15 protein-coding genes are annotated in these 20,934 nt (G+C 35.7%); 5 read left to right on the top strand and 10 right to left on the bottom strand.

The features are described from left to right. Positions 1-66 precede the first annotated feature (66 nt). Positions 67-762 carry a response regulator transcription factor gene (locus tag IPM56_14145; protein ID QQS35375.1) on the bottom strand — a complete coding sequence of 232 codons (696 nt, stop codon included), beginning with the start codon at positions 760-762 and terminating at the stop codon, positions 67-69. Further along, on the bottom strand, positions 752-2,434 hold the full coding sequence (locus IPM56_14140; protein ID QQS35374.1) for a HAMP domain-containing histidine kinase: 1,683 nt from the start codon (positions 2,432-2,434) through the stop codon (positions 752-754). Before IPM56_14140 ends, IPM56_14145 begins: the two co-directional genes overlap by 11 nt. A 141-nt stretch (positions 2,435-2,575) precedes the next feature. Between IPM56_14140 and IPM56_14135 the strand changes: the two genes are divergently transcribed. The 5 genes from IPM56_14135 to IPM56_14115 are packed head-to-tail and all read left to right on the top strand — an operon-like array spanning position 2,576 to position 8,534. Next, entirely contained in the window at positions 2,576-3,307 is a 732-nt protein-coding gene (locus IPM56_14135; GenBank protein QQS35373.1) for a hypothetical protein, read from the top strand. 4 nt (positions 3,308-3,311) lie between these two features. Continuing rightward, complete coding sequence (locus IPM56_14130; protein ID QQS35372.1) at positions 3,312-4,817, top strand: hypothetical protein; 1,506 nt, start codon at positions 3,312-3,314, stop codon at positions 4,815-4,817. Positions 4,818-4,840: 23 nt separating this feature from the next. Continuing rightward, on the top strand, positions 4,841-5,593 hold the full coding sequence (locus tag IPM56_14125) for an ABC transporter ATP-binding protein (protein QQS35371.1): 753 nt from the start codon (positions 4,841-4,843) through the stop codon (positions 5,591-5,593). 30 nt (positions 5,594-5,623) lie between these two features. Then, complete coding sequence (locus IPM56_14120; GenBank protein ID QQS35370.1) at positions 5,624-7,036, top strand: ABC transporter permease subunit; 1,413 nt, start codon at positions 5,624-5,626, stop codon at positions 7,034-7,036. Beyond that, positions 7,026-8,534 (top strand): ABC transporter permease subunit, encoded by a 1,509-nt coding sequence (locus tag IPM56_14115; GenBank protein ID QQS35369.1) that lies wholly within the window; start codon positions 7,026-7,028, stop codon positions 8,532-8,534. Before IPM56_14120 ends, IPM56_14115 begins: the two co-directional genes overlap by 11 nt. Before the next feature lie 11 nt (positions 8,535-8,545). Here the strand turns inward: IPM56_14115 and IPM56_14110 are convergent, their stop codons facing one another. The 8 genes from IPM56_14110 to IPM56_14075 all read right to left on the bottom strand — a co-directional run bounded on the left by IPM56_14110 (position 8,546) and on the right by IPM56_14075 (position 20,885). Next, a complete protein-coding gene (locus tag IPM56_14110; protein QQS35368.1) occupies positions 8,546-9,250 on the bottom strand; it encodes a GNAT family N-acetyltransferase in 705 nt (234 codons plus the stop codon). A gap of 317 nt (positions 9,251-9,567) precedes the next feature. After that, the gene (locus IPM56_14105) at positions 9,568-12,663 is read right to left on the bottom strand and encodes an efflux RND transporter permease subunit (GenBank protein ID QQS35367.1); all 3,096 of its coding nucleotides are present in this window, start codon (positions 12,661-12,663) and stop codon (positions 9,568-9,570) included. Positions 12,664-12,677: 14 nt separating this feature from the next. Further along, positions 12,678-13,769, bottom strand: coding sequence for an efflux RND transporter periplasmic adaptor subunit (locus IPM56_14100; GenBank protein ID QQS35366.1), 1,092 nt, complete (start codon positions 13,767-13,769; stop codon positions 12,678-12,680). After that, a complete protein-coding gene (locus IPM56_14095; protein QQS35365.1) occupies positions 13,769-15,211 on the bottom strand; it encodes a TolC family protein in 1,443 nt (480 codons plus the stop codon). Before IPM56_14095 ends, IPM56_14100 begins: the two co-directional genes overlap by 1 nt. After that, positions 15,211-16,089, bottom strand: coding sequence for an SDR family oxidoreductase (locus IPM56_14090; GenBank protein QQS35364.1), 879 nt, complete (start codon positions 16,087-16,089; stop codon positions 15,211-15,213). Before IPM56_14090 ends, IPM56_14095 begins: the two co-directional genes overlap by 1 nt. 2 nt (positions 16,090-16,091) lie before the next feature. Continuing rightward, positions 16,092-16,685, bottom strand: coding sequence for a hypothetical protein (locus IPM56_14085; GenBank protein ID QQS35363.1), 594 nt, complete (start codon positions 16,683-16,685; stop codon positions 16,092-16,094). Positions 16,686-16,863: 178 nt separating this feature from the next. Continuing rightward, complete coding sequence (locus tag IPM56_14080; GenBank protein QQS35362.1) at positions 16,864-17,910, bottom strand: AraC family transcriptional regulator; 1,047 nt, start codon at positions 17,908-17,910, stop codon at positions 16,864-16,866. 164 nt (positions 17,911-18,074) lie between these two features. Then, on the bottom strand, positions 18,075-20,885 hold the full coding sequence (locus IPM56_14075) for an FAD-binding oxidoreductase (GenBank protein QQS35361.1): 2,811 nt from the start codon (positions 20,883-20,885) through the stop codon (positions 18,075-18,077). Between the last annotated feature and the right edge of the window lie 49 nt (positions 20,886-20,934).

Genomic DNA, 20,934 nt, shown 5'->3' with positions numbered 1-20,934 from the left:
ATGAACGAAAATGCTAGGGAAAATTAATCAATGAAGTGCGGATATACTAAAGGAAAGTTTTTATTATCACTGCACCATCAACTTATAACCCTTACCGTGGATATTCATGAGGTTTATAGAAGAATCATCTTTCAGGTATTTGCGAATTTTTGAAATGAAAACATCCATACTTCTTGAATTGAAATATGAGTCATCACCCCAGACAAGCTTGAGAGCAGTTTCGCGTTCAAGAACTTTATTCTGATAAACACACAACAATCGAAGAAGTTCAGCTTCTTTGGATGTCAGTTCGTTTTTATACTGCCCGATTGTTAATGAGCGAAGATTGAAGTCAAATGAAAACTTACCAATCGAGAAAAGTGTTTGAGTAATCTCCTCCTGATGCGATTGATTCGTTCTTCTCAAGACAGCTTGTATCCTAAGTATCAATTCTTCCATGCTGAATGGTTTTGTAATGTAATCATCGCACCCGATTTTAAATCCTTCAATTCGATCTTCCTTTAGAGATTTTGCAGTCAAAAAAATAACAGGAATATCAGAATCTTTTTCACGTAACTCTTTCACAAAAGTGAAACCATCTTTCCTTGGCATCATTACATCAACGAGACAAAGATCATACTCGTTTAATTTGTATTCTGTCAATCCTTCTTCACCATTTCTGCATAACTTCACTGAATATGAATTCATTTCAAGATGTTCGCGCAAAAGAAACCCGAGATTTGTATCATCCTCAAGTACTAATATTTTTTTATTACTGTTCATTTATCAATGGGAATTTTATTTCAACTGTGGAACCGGTTCCTTCGTTACTGGAAAACCTTACTTCACCATTATGTGCTTCAACCATAAGTTTCACATAACTTAATCCAAGCCCGAAACCTTTTACATTGTGTATGTTGCCGGTCGGCACACGATAATATTTTTCAAAAACTCTTTTTGTATTTTCTTCACTTACTCCAATACCGTTGTCAGAAATACTTATAAGTATAAAATCAGAATCAGACGAAGTAGTGATTTTAATTTCAGGCTTATCTTTCGAATACTTAATTGCATTGTCAATCACATTATGAAAAATGTTTGAGATGTGAACAACGTCGCCAGGTATAAAATGTTTATCTGCTTCTAATATAGAAATGATTTTCCCATGCAGCGGCTCAACCTGGAGTGAAGCATTGTTTACAGCCTGGATAAGAATATCGTGTACATCAACATTTGTAAGATTAAGTTCATAATCACCCTCTTCAAGCACAGACATCTCAAGTATTTTTTCAACCTGCTTTTTCATCCGTGTATTTTCATCTTTGATGATCTGGTTGTACCTGTTCAGTTTCTCAATGTTATTTGAAACTTCCGGTTTACCGATAGCTTCGGAAGCAAGTGAGATTGATGATAAAGGTGTTTTAAATTCGTGGGTCATATTGTTTATAAAACTTACGACAGATGCAGAAAATCTTTTTTGCTTGTAAATTGTTTTTATTGTAAAAGTAAATGACCAGATAATAAGTCCAACAAATAATAAAGAAAGAATTAGCAATGGAGCAGATTGTCGTAATACATAAAACCTGCTTCCCGGAAAATCAACAACAAGAATATTTCTAAATGGTAAAACATCTGCTTGAAATAATTCCGTCCGAAACGGAGAATTTTTTAATTCATCTGAATTATTTTTACTAAAAAATAATTTTAGTGAATCTTCAAAACCTGACAAAACACCAAACTCATAATCAATATCAATTCCTGCATTGTTGAATCCATCTGACAGCAGCGAATCAATCTCCTCAGAACTTACCCGTTTGTCAATAGGCTTAAGATCGATCATTGTGAGTTTGTCAACAATTTCAGTAATGAAAACTTTCCTGTGCTGCTTATTGATATTCTGTAATGCCTTTGTTAGATCTTTCCCGTCTTCTGATTCTACAAAAAATTTTATACTGTCATTTGAATACCTGTACCTGTAAAAGGTTTTTCCTGTATCGTTAGTTGAAAATGAAAAGTTAAAATACTGTGAATCGCTTTTAGCTGATTTACTGAATTTCTTACTGTGAATTATCGAATCTTCATTCACAAAAATTCCGCTGACAAAATAACCGGCAGTGTCTTTAATCTTCATCTTTTCTCCCTGCAAAGGAAGTCGTACCGGGTTCAAAAGTATTGCAACGCTGTCTTTAGGTAAATCTTTTGATAAATATCTGGTGTGTATTGTATCAACGTTATGTTCGTTGTTTGATACATAATTAAAAACAAGATTTCTTGCTTCTTTTGTTTCAAGCTTTGAAGAAACACTTTTTAAAGTGTTAATCACGTTCTGTTTGAATGATTCTTCCTTCTGTTCAACGACAATATTCAGTAAATACAGTTGAATAAGAATGAGTCCTAAAACAGAGACTGAAATAAGCGATGTAATTATCCAGAGCGAACGTTCTTTAAGTTTCATAGGGCAAACATAATACAGAATTAATAAACTTTCCTCATCATTAACATTTCTTAACACTTGCTAACAGTAATTAACTATTTATAACGCAGATGTGATTTTATCTTTGACTTAAAGATTTTACAAAATCAATCAGAGGTTAAAATGAAAAAATCATATCTCAAAGTCAGTTCGTTGTTAGTCATTCTCTTTTTGTTGAATACAACTATCCGACCACAACAGAAATTCGAATTCAAATCAGATAAACCAATATTCATGGTGCGTGAAACAGGTGCTGTGTTAGTTCAGGAAAAAGATAAACTGAAAATTGAAATGGTTTTATCGCCTGATCAAAGACCAAAAGGTTATGCCGATGTTGATATGAAAAAAGATGATATGATCTCTATGATGAATGGAAAACGTGTCAAGACAACCGACGAAGCAAAGGCTATTTATGATGGCTTAAAAGCAGGTGAAGATGTGAAGTTTGGAATAATGCGTGGTGAACAAATGCTTATCGGATCATTTAAAAAAGCTGACGAAAAGGATCTTCCTCAAATAAAACAGATGATAGTTAAAGGTGACGGCGGTGATATAAAACCATTACCTGAACTCGGAATGATCCTCGGGTTCAAAAATAAAAAAATTGAAATACTGGATATGATGGAAAACGCGGATGAGGTTCTAAAGAAACATGATCTTACTGAAGGTGATCAGCTTGTTTCGCTTAATGGAAGCAGTTTTAATTCACTCAAAGAATTTTCAGATAGCTATGCAAAAATTAAGATTGGCGAAAAAGTCGATTTAAAATTTTCGGGTGGCGGAAAAATAAAATCAGTATCGGTGAAAAAGCCTGAACCAAAAGGAAATGTTATAATCAAAAAGGGAAACAACTAATCAGATGAACACTTATCGTCAATCATTCTTCATCGCTGTTGTGGTTTTACTTTTTTTCTTTGGCTTAAGTGAATTAAACATTGCCCAGGTAAATTACAATCAGCGCGATGATAAATACAGGCTGCTCGGTTTAAAGCGTGCAAAAGAGTTATTTGAAGTCGCGCGAAAAGAGTTTGACCGTTCAAAGGAACTATATAACAAAAAATTAATTTCTGAAACCGAGTATGATAGAGCAAAAGGTGTTTTTTCCGATGCGGAAGTTAATTATCAGCAATCGCTTCTTGCAGTATTGTTCGAAGCACAGTTTGTCTCTGTTGAACAGGCAGTGAAATACCAGACTAAAGATGGAGTAAAACATATCAGGCTGAAGCTGGCAAACACATCTGGAGATACAGAAGAGTTCAGGAAACTTATAAATATTGAAGATGAACTTTTCCGGTCATTACAGCCGGATGTGATTCATAATGTTTATGTCTCAATATCCAATAATGAAAATTCAATAATCAGCCAACCGTATGAAGCAAAAATTAATGAATTAAAATACGGTCAGCCGCAGACAATTGACTTCAAACTTCTTCAGGACCTTGATGCTGTTATGGTGAATATTATTTACGGCAATGGGGCTTCCCGTTCCATGAAAATATATCTACAGAAAGACCAATCGCAAAATATCGTTGTCGTTCAATCCCAGCAATTTTCACAGGAGGGCGAGCTTGGAAAAACAGCAACGTATGATCTGACACTTGAATTATTCAGCGGTGTAAGCAATACATTCTCACTTGAAGTTGTAAATCTGCCTCAACAGATAAACAGGTACTTCCGTGATCCGTCAAGTTCAGCAAGATTAAGCCAGTTCAAGTTTATGGAGAACGTGAACACACGTTCTGCGGCTCTCGATATTTCTCTTCCCGACAGACCTTCAGACGAAATAAAAATGGATAAAGCAATTTCATTCTATGTACTCGTCATTCCCTATGAAAGAGCGGGTGAACTGAAAGGTCTGCATTCAAAACAATGGACTCATGAAGAAATTGAAAAATTAAATGTCGGTTACGTTAAGTTAGAACTCGTTCCGCGCGGAAAGGGAAGACTGCTTGTAAAAGCTCCGCAATTGTTTTACTCAGTTAAATCGAATGAAAAAGTAGTTGCTTCAATTGAACTGGTTAATGAAGGAACCCGCCGATTAGATAATGTTGAAGTAAAACTTGATGTGCCTCTTAACTGGTTAAAAAATGTTTCGCCTGCAATTATAAAATCATTAGAGATCGGTGAAGAAAAAAGAATTGAGCTTGAAGTAACTCCGCCTGATGATATTGCTGTCGGCAGATATGAAATGAGGATCAGGACAACATCGCTATCTGACAATCAACCGGTAACAGCAGACGATAAAACAATTACAATTGAAATTCAATCCGAAGCAAATGTGTTTGGGACAATCCTTGTAGTGCTGCTAATTCTTGGGATTATAACAGGAATTGTCATTTTCGGTATTAAACTTTCACGAAAGTAAAATCAATTTTTAAAAGGAATAATATGGAAGAAATAAAATTTAAAACAGATTACCCGGTACTTGAGGCAGTGAACCTTACAAAACAATATGAACAGGGAGTAACAGCACTTGATAATGTTTCATTTGTAGTTAAACCAGGAGAAGTATATACAATGCTTGGCGGTAACGGTGCCGGTAAAACAACTACAATAAATTTATTCCTGAATTTTATCGAACCAACTTCAGGCGAAGCAAAGATTAATGGAATATCAACTCATAAAGAACCACTGAAGGCAAAATCTAAAGTTGCGTTTGTTTCAGAGAATGTGATGCTGTACAACAACTTCACAGCTATACAGAATCTTGATTACTTTGCAAAACTCGGAGGTAAAACAAATCTGACAAACGATGATTATAAAAAAGTGCTTAACAGAGTTGGATTGCAGGAAGAAGCTCATCACAAAAAACTGAAAGAGTATTCAAAAGGAATGAGACAGAAATGCGGAATTGCAATTGCAATTCTAAAAGATGCTGATGCAATTATTCTTGATGAACCGACTTCTGGCTTGGACCCTAAAGCCGGATATGAATTTATAAACTTGCTTCTTTCGTTAAAGAGTGAAGGTAAAGCTATACTTATGTCAACGCACGACATCTTCCGCGCAAAAGAAATTGCCGATACTTTTGGTATAATGAATCGCGGTAAACTGGTTATGCAAAGGCAGAGCAAAGAATTAGAAGGTGAGAATCTTGAAAAACTGTATATGGAATTTATGGCTGGTCATCATTCCAATTAAAAGTGAAAAAGAAATTCATAGGTAAAAAAAATGCTTAAAACAATTATTGAAAAAGAAATACGTGATAACATTCTTTCAACAAAATTTGCTGTGACATTCGGGATATGTTCACTGTTGATTCTGCTTTCATTTTATGTCGGGGCTAAGAACCACAACATTGCACAGATACGTTTTGATTCTGCAAAGTCAGAAAATCTTAATCAGCTAAAAGGATTAACCGACTGGGCGCAGGTAAATAACTTTCGGGTATTTCTTCCTCCGCAGCCGTTAGCCGCATTGGTTTCAGGTGTTTCAAATGATATTGGGCGAAATACAGAAGTAAACGGAAGAGGGGAACTAAAACCGGAAGACACAATCTTTGGTGATGATCCGATTTACGCTGTGTTCAGATTTCTTGATCTTGAATTTATCTTTCAGATAATACTTTCATTGTTCGCTATTCTGTTTGCGTATGATTCAATCAACGGTGAAAAAGAAAGAGGAACATTGCGGCTTACGTTTGCTTACCAGGTTCCGCGGGATATTTATATCTCAGGTAAACTTATCGGTGCATTCCTGTCACTATCGGTTCCATTATTAATTCCAATTCTGATTGGCGGATTGTTACTTCCAATGTTAGGAATAAATATGAATGGTGAAGAATGGTTAAAGCTTGGTTTGATAATTCTTACTGGATTTTTATATGTAGGAGTTTTTCTTTCAATGTCGGTTTTCATTTCCGCATCAACACAAAAATCTTCTACATCCTTTCTTACACTTTTAGTGATCTGGGTTTTCGCAGTGATGATCGTTCCAAGGCTCTCTGTAGCGACTGCCGGAGCTTTCGTTGATGTTCCGGGAATAGATGAGATCAATTCAAAAAAAGCAAAGTTAACTTCTCAACTATGGAGTGAAGATAGAAATTCAATCAATAATTTTAAACCTGAACCAACCAATGATATGCAAAAGATGATGGAACAGTTCAACAAGTTCATGCAGGAAAAAGCGGATGCACGTGAGAACAAAATTAAAGAACTAACATCACGTTTAAATGAGGAGAGAAATAACAAACTCGCAGTAAGAAATAATTTAGGGTTCGGGCTTTCAAGGATATCACCTGCATCTTCATTTACGTTTGCGGCTTCATCATTAGCCGGCACATCACTTTCACTTGAGGAAAATTACCTTAAATCACTAACAGACTACCAGTCAAAGTACAGTGATTTTATGTTTGAGAAAACGGGAATGAGAAACAGCGGAATGATACGATTCCAAAGAATTGAAGATGATGCGGAAAAACCTGAAACAATTAATACTAATGAAATTCCTGAGTTTGAATTTTCCCAGGCGAAACTTTCTTCAGTATTGCCATCAGTGATGATCGATTCAGGAATATTAATTTTATTCAACATTGTCTTCTTTGCCGGCGCATTTTTTTCTTTCAGAAAGTACGATGTCAGGTAAATATCATTTACAGGAAATTAAAGAGACTATTATGTTAAAAAATATCATCTATCACGAATTAAAAAATATTCTATTCAGTCCAAAATTTTCAGCAACGTTTATCATTACAACATTGCTGTTGATAATGAGTGTTCTGCTTGGAATAAAACACTACAACGATAATGTAAAACAATATGAAACTGTTCAAAGATTAGTTGACCAGGAAATGCGTGAGCAGTCAAACTGGATGTCGCTCTCTTCCAAAGTACATCGTGTGCCTGATCCTATGCAGGTTTTTGTTTCCGGCGTTAATGATGATATAGGAAGGTATTCTGGAATTAATTCGTTTAAGGGGATTAAGCTTTCACACAGTGTTTATTCAGATGAACCCTATTATGCTGTTTTTAAGTTTATTGATTTTACCTTTATTGTTACAATTGTGCTGTCATTGTTTATTATTCTATTTACTTATGATGCAATTAATGGAGAAGCAGAAAAGGGAACTCTTCAATTAATCTTTTCAAATTCAGTATCACGTAAAACTTATATCGCCGGTAAATTTATTGGCGTTTGGCTTGGTCTTGTAATTCCTTTGTTGATCCCTTTGTTACTATCGATTCTATTGGTGTTTGTATTTAATGTCCCGTTCAACGGTGATCATTGGATAAAATTAATTTCTCTTTTCGGTGTTACGCTGCTTTACTTTACATTTTTTATAGGATGGGGAATTTTCTGTTCAACATTAACAAAGCGAACTTCAGTTTCATTTTTGATCGCTTTGATTTCGTGGATATGTTTTGTTTTTATTATTCCAAGAGCCGGCGTGATAATAGCAGGACAAATAATTCATGTTCCCGGTGCCGCGGAAATACAAGGGCAGCAGGAAAGTTATTCCAAAGCGAGATGGCAAAAATTTATGGATGATTCACAGGAGCGATGGAAAAATCGTAATGAAGGAATGGAAAATCTGACAAAAGAAGAACGTGAATCAGCACGCGATGAAAATATGTGGGGCTGGATGGAGGAAGAGGATAAGGAAAGAAAACAAGTTGAGAAAGATATTGATGATAATCAGAAACTACTTACTGAAAGTATCCGGAACAAAAAAAATGAACATGAAAAACTTGCTTTTACTCTTTCACGAATATCACCTGTCTCGTCTTTTAATCTTGCGGCAATGAACATTGCAGGAACGGATATATATGTAAAAGACAGGTATGAAGATGCAATGAACAGGTACAGGGAAGCATTTAACAGATTCAAAGATAAAAAGCAGAAAGAATCAGGCGGGCACGGCGGAATAAGAGTTATGATCGATTCAGAAGCAGGTTTTAAGATAGATACAGGAAGGGAAAAAGGTGCAATAGATTTATCGGAACTGCCAAGATTTAATGCGCCGCAAAAAACTAACTCAGAAATTGCACAAGCTGCATTGATTGATTCATCAGTTATTTCTCTTTTTACAATACTGATTTTTGCAGCAGGATTCTTTTCCTTTTTAAGATTTGATGTGAGATAAAAACAAAAATTTCAATCAACTATGTACGCCATGCGTAACAGGTCATAATATTCATTATTGATGTTACACTCTTTGCGGAGTATTCCTTCAACCTGGAAACCAAGTTCTTTGTTTAGTGTAACATTGCGTATGTTATTTTCAATTGTGTGAAGATAAATTTTCTTTAATCCAAGATTGTTAACGCCGTATTGTATCCATGTTTGTGTTGCTTCTTTTGCATAACCTTTTTTTCTGTATTCTTCAGAACCGATAAGCTTTCTCATTTCGGCTTTGTTCTGCTTCTTATCCCAATCAAGAAATGCCATGAGTCCGATTGGTGTGGAATCTTTAAGTGTGATAAGACCGAAAATGTTTCTGTCATCCTCAATTAATTGTTTGAACGATTTATCTGTTGAGTGTGATCTTGAAAGCAAAAACCATTTACCCATTTCTTCATCAAGCCAGCTATTAACTATTTCAAAATCTTTTTCTTTGTTGAATAACCTGATGATCGTATTCTCAGTATAAAGCGGAAGAATTAATTTTGTCCCGGGAATATTATTCTTTGCGGGCTGCAATTCATTTCCTGATTTGTTTAGAGACAAATCCATCAAAGCATTGATCAGCTTTATGTAGTCAGATTGTTTAAAATCCCATTTAGATGTTTCACTGATTATTGACTTAGATACAGTTTCAATGTTCAGGTTGTTCATCACTTCTAATTCAAAGTCAGTCATTTATACTCTCCTTTTGTTGCCGGCATTAAAAATCAAATTCAATCTGCATACCATAATAAGTTGGATATATTTACCTCCAACGGCAGTTAAACCTAGCTGTTTGTTCCTTATTGATAATCAGATTTATGTGTGTCCGATTTTTGTACAGCAAATATTTGTATTCAAAAATTAAATAAAAGACCGGAAGTATTAGTTGATTATAACTTAAATGAATATTTCTTAAATATCCAAATTCACTTGCTAAACAGCAACTACTCTAACACAAAAAACAAAGCCTGTTCTTTTATGAACAGGCTTTATAAAAAGATAAAGCAGCGTTAGTCTATAACCGGCTCATCTTTACTTTTCATTTTAACTTTTGAAGTTACATAGTACAAAGCGGGTATAACAAAAAGTGTAAGCAGAGTCGACGCTATCAATCCGCCGATAGCAACTATTCCGAGCGGTATTCGCATTTCTTTTCCCGCATCACCAATACCAAGTGCGAGAGGAAGCATACCAAGTATGATAGCAACACTGGACATGATCTGCGGTTTTAATTTTGTAGGACAAGCCTCAACAAGTGCATCGTGAGGTGTATAACCCTGGTCGCGTCTTAACTGGTTTGCATAGTCCAGCATCAGGATAGCATTGTTTACAACGATACCAATCAGCATTATTATTGCCATCAAAGATGTAATACTGAATGAAGTGCTTGTTATAAATAGTGAGATAATAACACCGATCATTGCGAGTAATACAGTAAGCATTATAAGTACAGGCTGCCAGAAACTTTCAAGTATTGCCGCAAGCAGCATATATGTTAAAAGGAATGCAAGGAAAAATGCCATAACCATATCCTGGATCATGTCATTCATCATTTTTACATTTCCGCCCCATTTAATTTGATAACCTGCAGGCATCTTAATATCAGCGAGTCGTTTATCAATTTCTGTTGTAATATTTCCAAGCGGAACATCCGCAGCATTTGAACCTGTGAAAGCGATTGTAGTAAACTTATCACGATGAAGAATTTTTGTATAACCTGTCGTGAATTTTATATCAGCAACTTCAGATAATCTTACAGCGCCAACAACAGGAGAGATAACAGGAATGTTCCCGATCTTTTCCGGGGTGTCAACTGATTTGTCATCTAAAGTAACGGTTATGTCATATTCATTTCCAAGCTCCCTATATTTAGAAGAAATTATTCCTTCTACAGATGAACGTAGTGTCAGCGCAATATCCATCGTGGTCAAACCCGTTTCAGATAGCTTTTCCCGCTTGGGGTAAACAGTAATTTCAGGTTTACCTGCGCGTGAACTCTGATCGAAGTTTAACAGACCGGGAATACCTTTTAACTTAAACATTATTTCATCTTTGATCTGTTCAAGTTTTTCTAAATCCTGTCCAAGAAGATTGAACTGAATAGGCGCACCAGGTCCGCCGGTTTCTGAAGCAAGATCAATTTTGATTTTTGCATTCGGTATATCAGCAAGTTCCTTAACGAATACTGCAATCATTGCCTGTAAACCGATTTCACGATCCTTAACATCAACAAGCTGAACATTCATTGCAGCCATGTTTGTACCGATGTCAAGGTTACCCATTTGCCCTAAGTTCGTTAGCATGTTCGTTACTTCAGGATGATGCTTTATTCTTGATTCAATCTCGTTAAGAACTCTTGCTGTTTCATCAAGATTGTAACCTTCAGGTAATTCCACAGCAATTCTGATCTTTCCATCATCGAACGGAGGCATAAATTCAAAACCAACATATGGACCAACCAACATCATGACAAGCAGAAACAAGACAAATGTACCGCCTATTAATCCCCAGCTAATTGGTTTTGATCGAAGAGTGACTTTCAAAATACTCTGGTACAGGTTGGTTATTTTTTCTTCCATCCTGTCCATCGCAGAAGCAAACTTTCCTTTCTTTGTTTCTTTCGGAAGAATGATCGAAGCAAGCATCGGTGTTAGTGTGAATGACATTATCAATGAGAAGATTGTTGCAAACACTGCAGCAAGCGCAAGTTCAACAAGCCATTGACCGACCAGTGAACTCATATTTGCTATCGGTAAAAACACAACAAGATTTGTAAGTGTTGATGCAAGTAACGCAACAGTTACTTCGGATGTTCCCTTATAAGCGGATTCTTTATTGTCTTTTCCCATCTGCTTGTAACGGAAAATATTTTCTATTACAACAATGGAGTTTGCCACAAGCACACCCACCGAAACCGAAAGTCCCATCAACGTCATCATGTTCAGTGTTAATCCCCATGCTTTCAGCAGGAAGAATGTCGATATGATTGAAGTAGGCATTGACAGCGCAACAATAATAGTCGATCTTATTTCATGAAGGAAAAAGAAAAGTACAATTGCTGTAAAGAGAACACCGAGATAAACGTTGCTCATTGTGTCATCAACACTGCTTTTAACAAATGCCGATTCATCATTTACAACTTCAAGTTTACATCCTTCGGGAAGTGAAGCCTGAATTTCAGGAAGTGAACTTCTGACTACGTCAGCAACTTTAACTACGTTACCTTCTGAACTTTTAACTATACCAAGGCGTACTACGTTTTCATCCCTGACTTTTGTTTTGTTATCAAAATAAACTGCGCGCTGACGAATATCTTTTCCTGAATCATACACATTCGCAAACTGTCTTAATTTTTTCGGACCAAACGGTGTTGGCACCTGTAATTCCTTCATCGTTTCGATATCAGGAAATTCTCCATCCAGACGCACGGTATATTCCTGGTCATTCAGTTTAAAGTAACCGCCGGGAATATCCATATTATGAGCTTTAAGAATCTGCAATAACTGCGGAAGTGAAATATTATTTTCATAAACAATACGGTTGTTGAGTACGACTCTTATTTCACGTTCTTGACCGCCTGTTATATCAACTTTTGCGACACCTTCAATTTGTGAAAATCTGTCTTTCAAAGTTTTGTCAGCTATTTCAAATAATTCTCTTGGATCGCGGTCGCCGCTGAGAATAACTTCCATTACAGGAAATTGTTGAAGGTCAACTTTTTGTATTATCGGGTCTTCAGCATCTTCAGGAAGATCATTCTTTATTTCATCAATCTTATCTTTTATTTCCTGGTTTGCTACGTTTACATCTTTGCCAAGTTTAAATTCGATAATGATAATTGATAATCCGTCAAGTGAATATGACTCTACTCTTTCAAGCTGGCTTACGGTTGAAATAACTTCTTCCATTCTTTTACTGATAAGAGTTTCAATTTCTTTAGGACCAGCACCCGGATACACTGTGGAGACTGTTATATAAGGAATCTCAACATCCGGCTGAAGATTTAAGTTAAGAGTAAAATATGCTATCGCCCCAAATATGAGGAAGACGGCTAAACCCATCGTTGTCATTATCGGGCGGTTAATTGATACTTTTGCGAGAAACATTTGTTAATTCCTTATTATTGAATCACTTTAATTTTTTTACCTTCATCAAGATGCGCCTGACCCTGTACAATAAGCTTATCACCAATGTTCAATCCGTTGCTTACTTCATAAAAAATCCCGCTGTCGTTTCCATTTGTGATATAACGTTTAGCCGCGCTGTTATTGTTATCAACATAAACGAATAACCCTTTTTGATCTTTGTTAACAAGGTTGCGCGGAATTATTATCGCCTTAGGATTTTCGTAAACAAGAATTTTAACATCTACAGTCACGCCGCTTTTTAGTTCATTCTTTGAATTATCAAATTCAACTTCAGCATAAAACGCCTGTCGGTACGGATCAACAGCCATAGAAACTTCAGTAACTCTTCCTTTATAAGTTTTACCGTTAACAGAAATTTCGGCTTTCATTCCTTTTCTTATTTCACTTATCTCTGATTCGGATGCCCATATTTTTGTGCGCATCTTGTATAATTGTGCTACCGTGAAAAGATGTGAATCACCTTTAACATTATCACCCTGATTTACTTTCATATCCACGATTGTTCCTGAGATAGGCGATTCGCTGAATAATAATTGTTTGATCGATTCATAATTTCTTTTTGAAACAAGATACTGGGTTTCGGCTGCATCATAGTTTGCCTGGGATGTTTCACCAGCCTGGAATAATGCTTTTGTGCGTTGATAAGTTTTCTCAGCGATATCATAAGCATTCTTCGATTGTTCATATTGAAGACCGGGATTCTTTGTATCGAACTCTATCACGATTTGATCCTGTGCAACATGATCGCCGACATTAACTCTTATCTTTTCGATCTTTCCGCCCATACTTGTTGTTTTAGTTGCTTCCTGTATTCCGGCAAGTTTTGAAAAGAAGCTTAAAGTTTTTTGAAATGGTTTGTATTCAACTATTTGAACTTTAACCGGAACACCTTCTTCGTTGCGGATTTGTTCCATACTCTTAACTGATTCAGTTTCGTCACCGCCGCATCCCGATAGGAAGGTGATCGCAACAAAACATAAAAGTAAGATGAACAACTTTGATAAATTTTTTAATTGTGCCATTGAATTATATACTCCTGTATTAATAAAAATCTTTGTGATCATTAATCTTCAAACTCAAATAGTGAAAAATATTCGCCGTCAGATTTGCCAAGCAGTTCATCAAGTTCTGATGTTGCGACGACATATTCATAAATTGACTGAAGCCTGTTAACGCGCGCCTGCTGTAATGCTATGTCAGCGTTCTGAACTTCAATCTGGCTTCCGGTTCCTTCTTTATATCTTGTAACAGATATACTATATGCTTTTTCTGCCAGCGTTACATTTCTTTCCTGTGCTTCAAGCAGACTTTCAACTTTTTTTATCTCAAGTAATTTTGCTTTTACCTGCATTGAAATATATTCTTTCATCTGCCTGAATTGTTGTGTCGATTGATCTAATGCAATTTCAGACTGCTGAACTTTGTTGACTGTTCTCATTCCGTTGAATAAATTCATTGAGAATGTAAGTCCGACTATTGCTGATGAATAATTCTGAAATTTAAAATCATCTGATGATCCTGCATAAGAATAATTTCCAAACGCATAAAGGGAAGGCCAGTATTCGGACCTGTCCAGATCAATAAATGCTTCATCAACATCGATCTTTAGTGAATAAGATTTTAATCCGTAATTTGATTTAAGTGCTTCTTCAACTGAGGCAATTTCATCAGGCAGATTATATTTTTTATAAGATAGTTCACCTGTTACGTCAACTTCATCTGTTTGATTCATCCCGATTAATATTTTAAAACCATCCAGTGCTGTTTGAAGTGCATTATCAACCTGCAAAACCTGCGGACGAATATTTTCTACACGTACTTCAGCCTGAAGCAGATCGAACTCTGAAACAAATCCCTGTTCATAAGCTGCTTTAACAGTTTTAAAATTTTCCTGTGCGTTAAGGTAACTTGCTTTTGTTATTTCATTCATCTGCTTTGTAAGAAGAACACCATAAAAAGCTTTCTTCACACCAAGAACTGTTGAGAGAATAGTCCTTTTTAATTCCTCTTTCGACAAGTCAGAATAAATTTTAGAAGCACCGATTCCTCTTAACACAGCTGAATTAAAAAGTGTCTGAGTAACTTGAACACTCGTTTCATAACTGTTTGTCTGTGCAAAAGACTGTAGCGAAGTTTTCATCGGCTTGAATTTAGAATCGTCTCTCGGCAGCACACTATCCGCAAATAAAATAGAATAAGTGGCATTCGTAAGCATAGCCTCAAAATCAGGGAATGCTGTTTTAGGTTTCTTCAGAAAATGAGAAAACTGTGCTGACAGATCTACACTCGGCAGCGCATAACCAAATGCTTCACTGACTGCAGCATCAGATTTTTTTACATTCATTACAGCGACCTGAATCTCAGTGTTATTTTTCAGAGCTGTATTTATTGATTCTTCAAGTGTTAAAACTTTTTTCTGTGCAACTGTTGAGCCTGCTGCCAGTAAAAATAAAAACAGCAGAAAGAATCTGACTGATTTCTGGTTTATTATTAATTTATCGTTCATTATTGTTCCGTTAGATAGTTTTCAGTTTTAATTCCGGTAAGTTGTTCGCTTGCTTCCCACAATCTCTTTGCAAGGTTTTCGTCATAAGAAGTAGTGGAAGAATCCGTCACTTCATTATTTATAAAATATTTTCCGGATATATTTTGTACCTCAGTTGAAGTTGCGAGATAAATAATTGTTTTTGCACCTTGTTCAGGTGATTTAAGAAATGGTCTGATTGTTTTATATAAGAACTTTATTACCTGCGATATGTCAGGATTATTATCGATTGAGTTTGTAGCAACAGCTCCGGGATGAAGACAATTAATAGTTGTGTGAGAATCTTTTAATCTTCTTGAAAGTTCATAGGTAAATAAAACGTCAGCAAGTTTGGATTGTTTAAGTGCTTTCATGTTGTTATAACTTTTATCCATCATCAGATCATCAAAATTAATTCTTCCGAACCTGTGTGACTCACCCGCGACATTAATAATTCTTCCTGATGAACTTTTCTTTAACAAAGGAAGCAGGAGATTCGTAAATAAGAATCTCGACAAATAATTAATGTTGAATGTTGCTTCAATCCCGTCAACAGTTGTATGACGTTTTGAAAAGAAAGCCCCTGCATTATTTATTAGCACATCGAGATGATCATACTTTTCATTTAGTGTATTCACAATGTTATGTATAGATTCAAATGAGGAAAGTGATGCGACAACAAGATCAAGATTATTGTTTCCGCTTTTTTCAAATATTTCCTGTACAGCTCGTTCACCTCTAACCCTGTTTCTGACAACGAGTATCATCCGGTCAAACTTTGTTGCAAGTTCTGTCGCTGCAGCTTTGCCTATTCCGCTGTTTGCACCTGTTATCAAACAAATTTTTTTTGTTCCCTGCATTATCAGAACTTCCCGAATTTTAAAGTTAAACCGATTGATGGTCCTGATAAATCAGATGATGTCAAGTTTTGAACTTTATCAACATTGACATACCTGTATGAACCGCCAACAGCAACGCGCATAAATGTTGTCAGGTTTAGCACAACATTTAGACTCGGTTCAAGAACAAAAAATGTATCGTGGTTATCATCGTAATCGGGAAAGAGATCATCATCAACACGCGAACGGACACTGCCTGCACCAATTAATGTATAAACAGAAAAGTGTATAAGATCATCGGATTTGTTTATGTATCCAAGTTCTAAACCTCCGTAACCAAAATCCAAACGTCTTGTGCTTCCGAATATTACCTCGTTGCCATCAATTGAATTTACAAGTCCGTAACCTGCGCCGCCTATTACAAAAGTATGATTGATTATCCAGCCGCCTCTGCCGCCAAATAGGACTGCAAAATTGTCATTCACCTGTGAGAACTTTATAACAGGACCGCCGTATCCGCCGTGAGATACTTCACCGTCACCAAGAAGTGTTTGTTCCTGCGGGAATATTTGCGCCGAAAGAATAATTGTTAAAAGTAAAATAAAAATGTTCTTCATCATTTTTCCTTTCAATAAAAAACCGGTCGCAAACGTAATAGATTATTAAAGTGAATTCGCTTTGAATTATAAGTCAGTACTGTTTTTGTTGTACCGTTAAGTAAACCAGAACCAATTTGTGTTAAGGAAGGAAAGAATTGTTGATAAAAGGAAAGACAAAAAAAGATTTTCGAACCGGTTAGCTGTTCTGTTTGCGGTACTCGGAAGGAGTTGTATTTGTAACTTTTTTGAATGCATTGTTAAAAGCTGATTTTGAATTAAAACCAACTTCCTCAGCAATTGCTAAAATTGTCAACATTCCGCCTTCCGGTGAAACAAGCAGGTTTTTTGCTTCCTCAATGCGGTATGAATTTATAAAATCAAAAAAGTTCTGTCCTAATTTTTCATTAATAATTTGGGACAAATGATGCTGCGGGATTGATATTTCTTCTGCCAGTTTGGCAAGCGTCAGTTCATTATCAAGATAAGGTTTTTTCTCCTTCATCAGGCTAAGTAAATCCTGTAAATGAAAATCAGCTTTATCGTTTGTCAAAGTTGATTTTTCATACTTCTTAATTTTAGTTTCAACAACATCAGGGGGAAAAATTATCGGCTGCTTAAAACCCATGTAACCTAAAGTTAAAATTGTAATTGAAACAAGGATTGGGATGATAACCGAGTAGTAATCATAAAGATGAATACCCATAAAATACAGCACTGACATATTGAACATGATCACAAAGATTATTGTAAAAGCATAAATGCCGCCTTTGATCCAGTTCAAATTGATTTTTTCCATTGAAGACATCGTCGTCTTTATCAGCGTATGATACTTCTTTAGATTTTTTATAGTCAAATGCAGGTAGATAAAGAGATGAATGCACTGAATAATTAGTATTGCGAGTTCTTCATCCTGTAATTTTTTGGTTCCTACAAGACTTAGTTTTTCCTCATTGCTTAGCAGATACATTGGTATTCTGTAAATCACAAAAGCTATGAATGGAAGCAAATGAAGCAGTTGTTTCTTTGAAACGGAAAAATCTTTAAGAGTAAGTGAATTAACATAGTAGTAGAATAATGGTCCGAAAAGAAATACTGCAGGCTGCGGTACGCCGATAAGGAATGGGAATAGTTCGCGGGTGTTAGTCAGATCAATTTCAAAACCAATAATGCTTAATGAAGAATTGATTAGAAGTAGAGCCAGCAGACGGTTTGATTTTTTGTTGCCGCGATTTATTGTCAGCAAAAGAAATCCGACTAAAAACCCCTGAAGTATGCCTACAAAAATAATGATCGAAATAAGACTCAAATTTATCCTGATCTGATTAATTCTGTCGTAAAATTAAGTATAAATTGAGTACGAATAAAGGATTTATGAGAAAGAGAAAGAGGAACTGTATTAAATAATGATTAACCTTTTTTACTTACTGTTGTATGTTTATCAACAAGGTAAAAAATTGATTTGAAAGGAATACCGGTATTTTTATTCAATCCAATCTCACAAGTTCTGCTCGTCGAAAATCCCTTCAAACAATTTTCCGGCAGATTTTTTTTAAAAGTTCTTAATCCATGATCATTTAATTCGGGGTGTGTAAAACCCTTATCGCCGGCAAATCCACAGCAGTTTACATCTGGCATAAAAACATTTGACGAACATAACTCAGCAGTTTCTTTTAATTTTTCTGTTAACCCGGAAAGTTGTGTGCTGCAGGTTGGATATATTGCAACAGCTTCATCCGTTTTTTCAAACACAAGCTTATCTTTCAGGTAGAGCAGAGTGAACTCAGCGGGTTCATAAATTTTTAACATTGAATTGCCAGAAGTCTTTATCCTGTGAAAACAAGGGCTCATATCTGATAATACAGGCAATTCAAAATTGTTTGTTATGATCTTTAACTCATTCATCAATTCGCTCAGTTTAGAATCGCCAGCCTCAACAAAACCTTTGCTCACGAATGATAACCCGCAGCACAAGTTGTTGAGATTATCGGGAAACAGAATTTCATATCCGGCTTTGTGTAATAAAGAAATAGTTTTTTCTATTAAAACATGGTCAGCTTTTTCCGCTTCTGAATTTCCAAAAGTTCTGTTTATGCAGGAAGGGAAGTAAACAACTTTGGGCTTATTCAGATTTATCATAGGCGAAGTAACCACAAATGAATTGCCCGGAGGTGTGAATTGATTCCAGCCTGGAATTTTCTTTTTAGAAATTTTTGAAATCACATTGGTAATGTTTTCTAAATTTGTTTTACCAATGATCTTTGATGAAAAATTTAAAACATTTAGAAAGAATTTTATTAATAGACTCACAAACGAAAAATTAGACGAAACAATTTCAGCAATCTTTTTTGAGAAACCGTTTCTATCTTTTGCCCTTAACTTTTTAACAACAGAGCCTGTATCAATTCCAACAGGACAGTTGACAGAACATAATCCATCTGCTACGCAGGTTTCTTCGACTTGATATTTAAATGTATCGAAAACCTTTTTTCTATTTTCTCCTGTAAAACTCCTTAAAGCTGAAATTCTTTGCCGCGGCGAAAAAGTTAATCCCTCAGAAACACAACGCGATTCGCAGAAACCACATTCAGTACATTTATCAATTAGTTCATCAACAGCGGGTAAAGTTTTTAAATTTTTCAGGTGGATTTCTTTATCATCATTTAAAATTACCCCGGGATTCAAAATATTTTTAGGGTCGAAAATATTCTTTATCTGTTTCATGATTGAATATGCTTCAGGTCCCCATTCATATTCTACAAACGGAGCCATGTTCCTTCCGGTTCCATGTTCGGCTTTTAATGAACCGTCAAACTCACCAACTACCATTTGTGAAATTTCATTCATCATTGAATCATATCGTTCTATCTCTGATTTTATGCTGAAGTCCTGGCTGAAAACAAAATGAAGATTACCTTCGAGTGCATGCCCGAATATTATCGCGTCCGCAAAATTATATTTGTTAAGAATATTACGAAGCTTAATAACAGCAGATGAAAGTGAATCAAGCGGAAAAGCAATGTCTTCAATTATTACGGAAGTACCTGTTCTTCTTGAAGCTCCGACACTTGGAAAAAGACCTTTACGGATATTCCACAATTTTGTGTATTCCAGTTTGTCTTTAGTAAATGAGGCTTTACTTAGAAGATCAAAGTCACTAAGAGTGTTGGTGATGCAATCGATATTCTGGTTTAAATGAAATTTATTCTCTGCTTTCGTTTCGATTAAAAGTGCTGCTGATTCATTATCAAGTTCTTTTAGAAGTTCAGGCATTCCGTTTTTATTTTCAACTGACCTGATAGAATTTCTGTCCATTAACTCTGCCGCATCAACAGGAAGTTGTTTTAACAAAGAAGCTGCTTTGCATGCATCCTGAATGTTTTTAAACAAAACCAATGAAGTTGCTTTATATTCATAGTCAGGTACTGTATTAAGTGTTATTTCTGAAATGAATCCTAGTGTACCCTCAGAACCAATCACTAAATGTTGAATAATCTCAACCGGATCTTCAAAATCAACAAAAGCATTTAAACTATATCCGGTAGTGTTTTTGATTTTGTATTTGCGGATAATTTTGTCACGAAGAAGAACATCAGAGTTTATTTTATTTCTTAAAGTGATAATGTTTTTTATAAGAGCAGGATTTCTCTCAACAAAATCAGAGATATTTTTTTGATGATTTGTATCAAGCACATCACCATTTGCAAAAACAATACGCATCGAGCCCAAAGTTTTATAACTATTCTGTGAAGTGCCGCAGCACATACCACTTGCATTGTTAGCTGCAATTCCGCCAATCATTGCCGCATTAATTGATGCCGGGTCAGGTCCAATTTTCTTTTTATACTGAGCGAGGTAGTTGTTTGCGTGTCCGCCGATTATTCCGGGCTGGAGAGAAATTTTTGAAGCATCATCGCTTATCGCATAACTTTTCCACGAATTACCAATCATTACTAAAACAGAATCAGTGACAGCCTGACCGGAAAGACTTGTTCCTGCTGCACGGAATGTCACCGGGATATTAAGTTCAGAGCAAACTTTAAGAATAAGAATAATTTCATTTTCATCATTCGCTTTAACAACAAGTTTTGGTGTCAGTCTATAAAAACTTGCATCGGTGCCGAGGGCAAAGGTTGAAACATTATCAGTTAGCAGGTTTTGCTCGGGAATTATTCCTGATAACTTTTTGTGTAGTCCTAAATATTTTTCTTGAAGTTTCATCACTATAAATTGTTTCTGCAAACATAATAAAATAAGGGTTTAATCCATT

This window comes from Ignavibacteriales bacterium, assembly GCA_016700155.1.
Lineage (GTDB): Bacteria > Bacteroidota > Ignavibacteria > Ignavibacteriales > Ignavibacteriaceae.
Note: the sequence above shows the minus strand (reverse complement) of the source record. Positions and strands in the feature narration are given on the sequence as shown.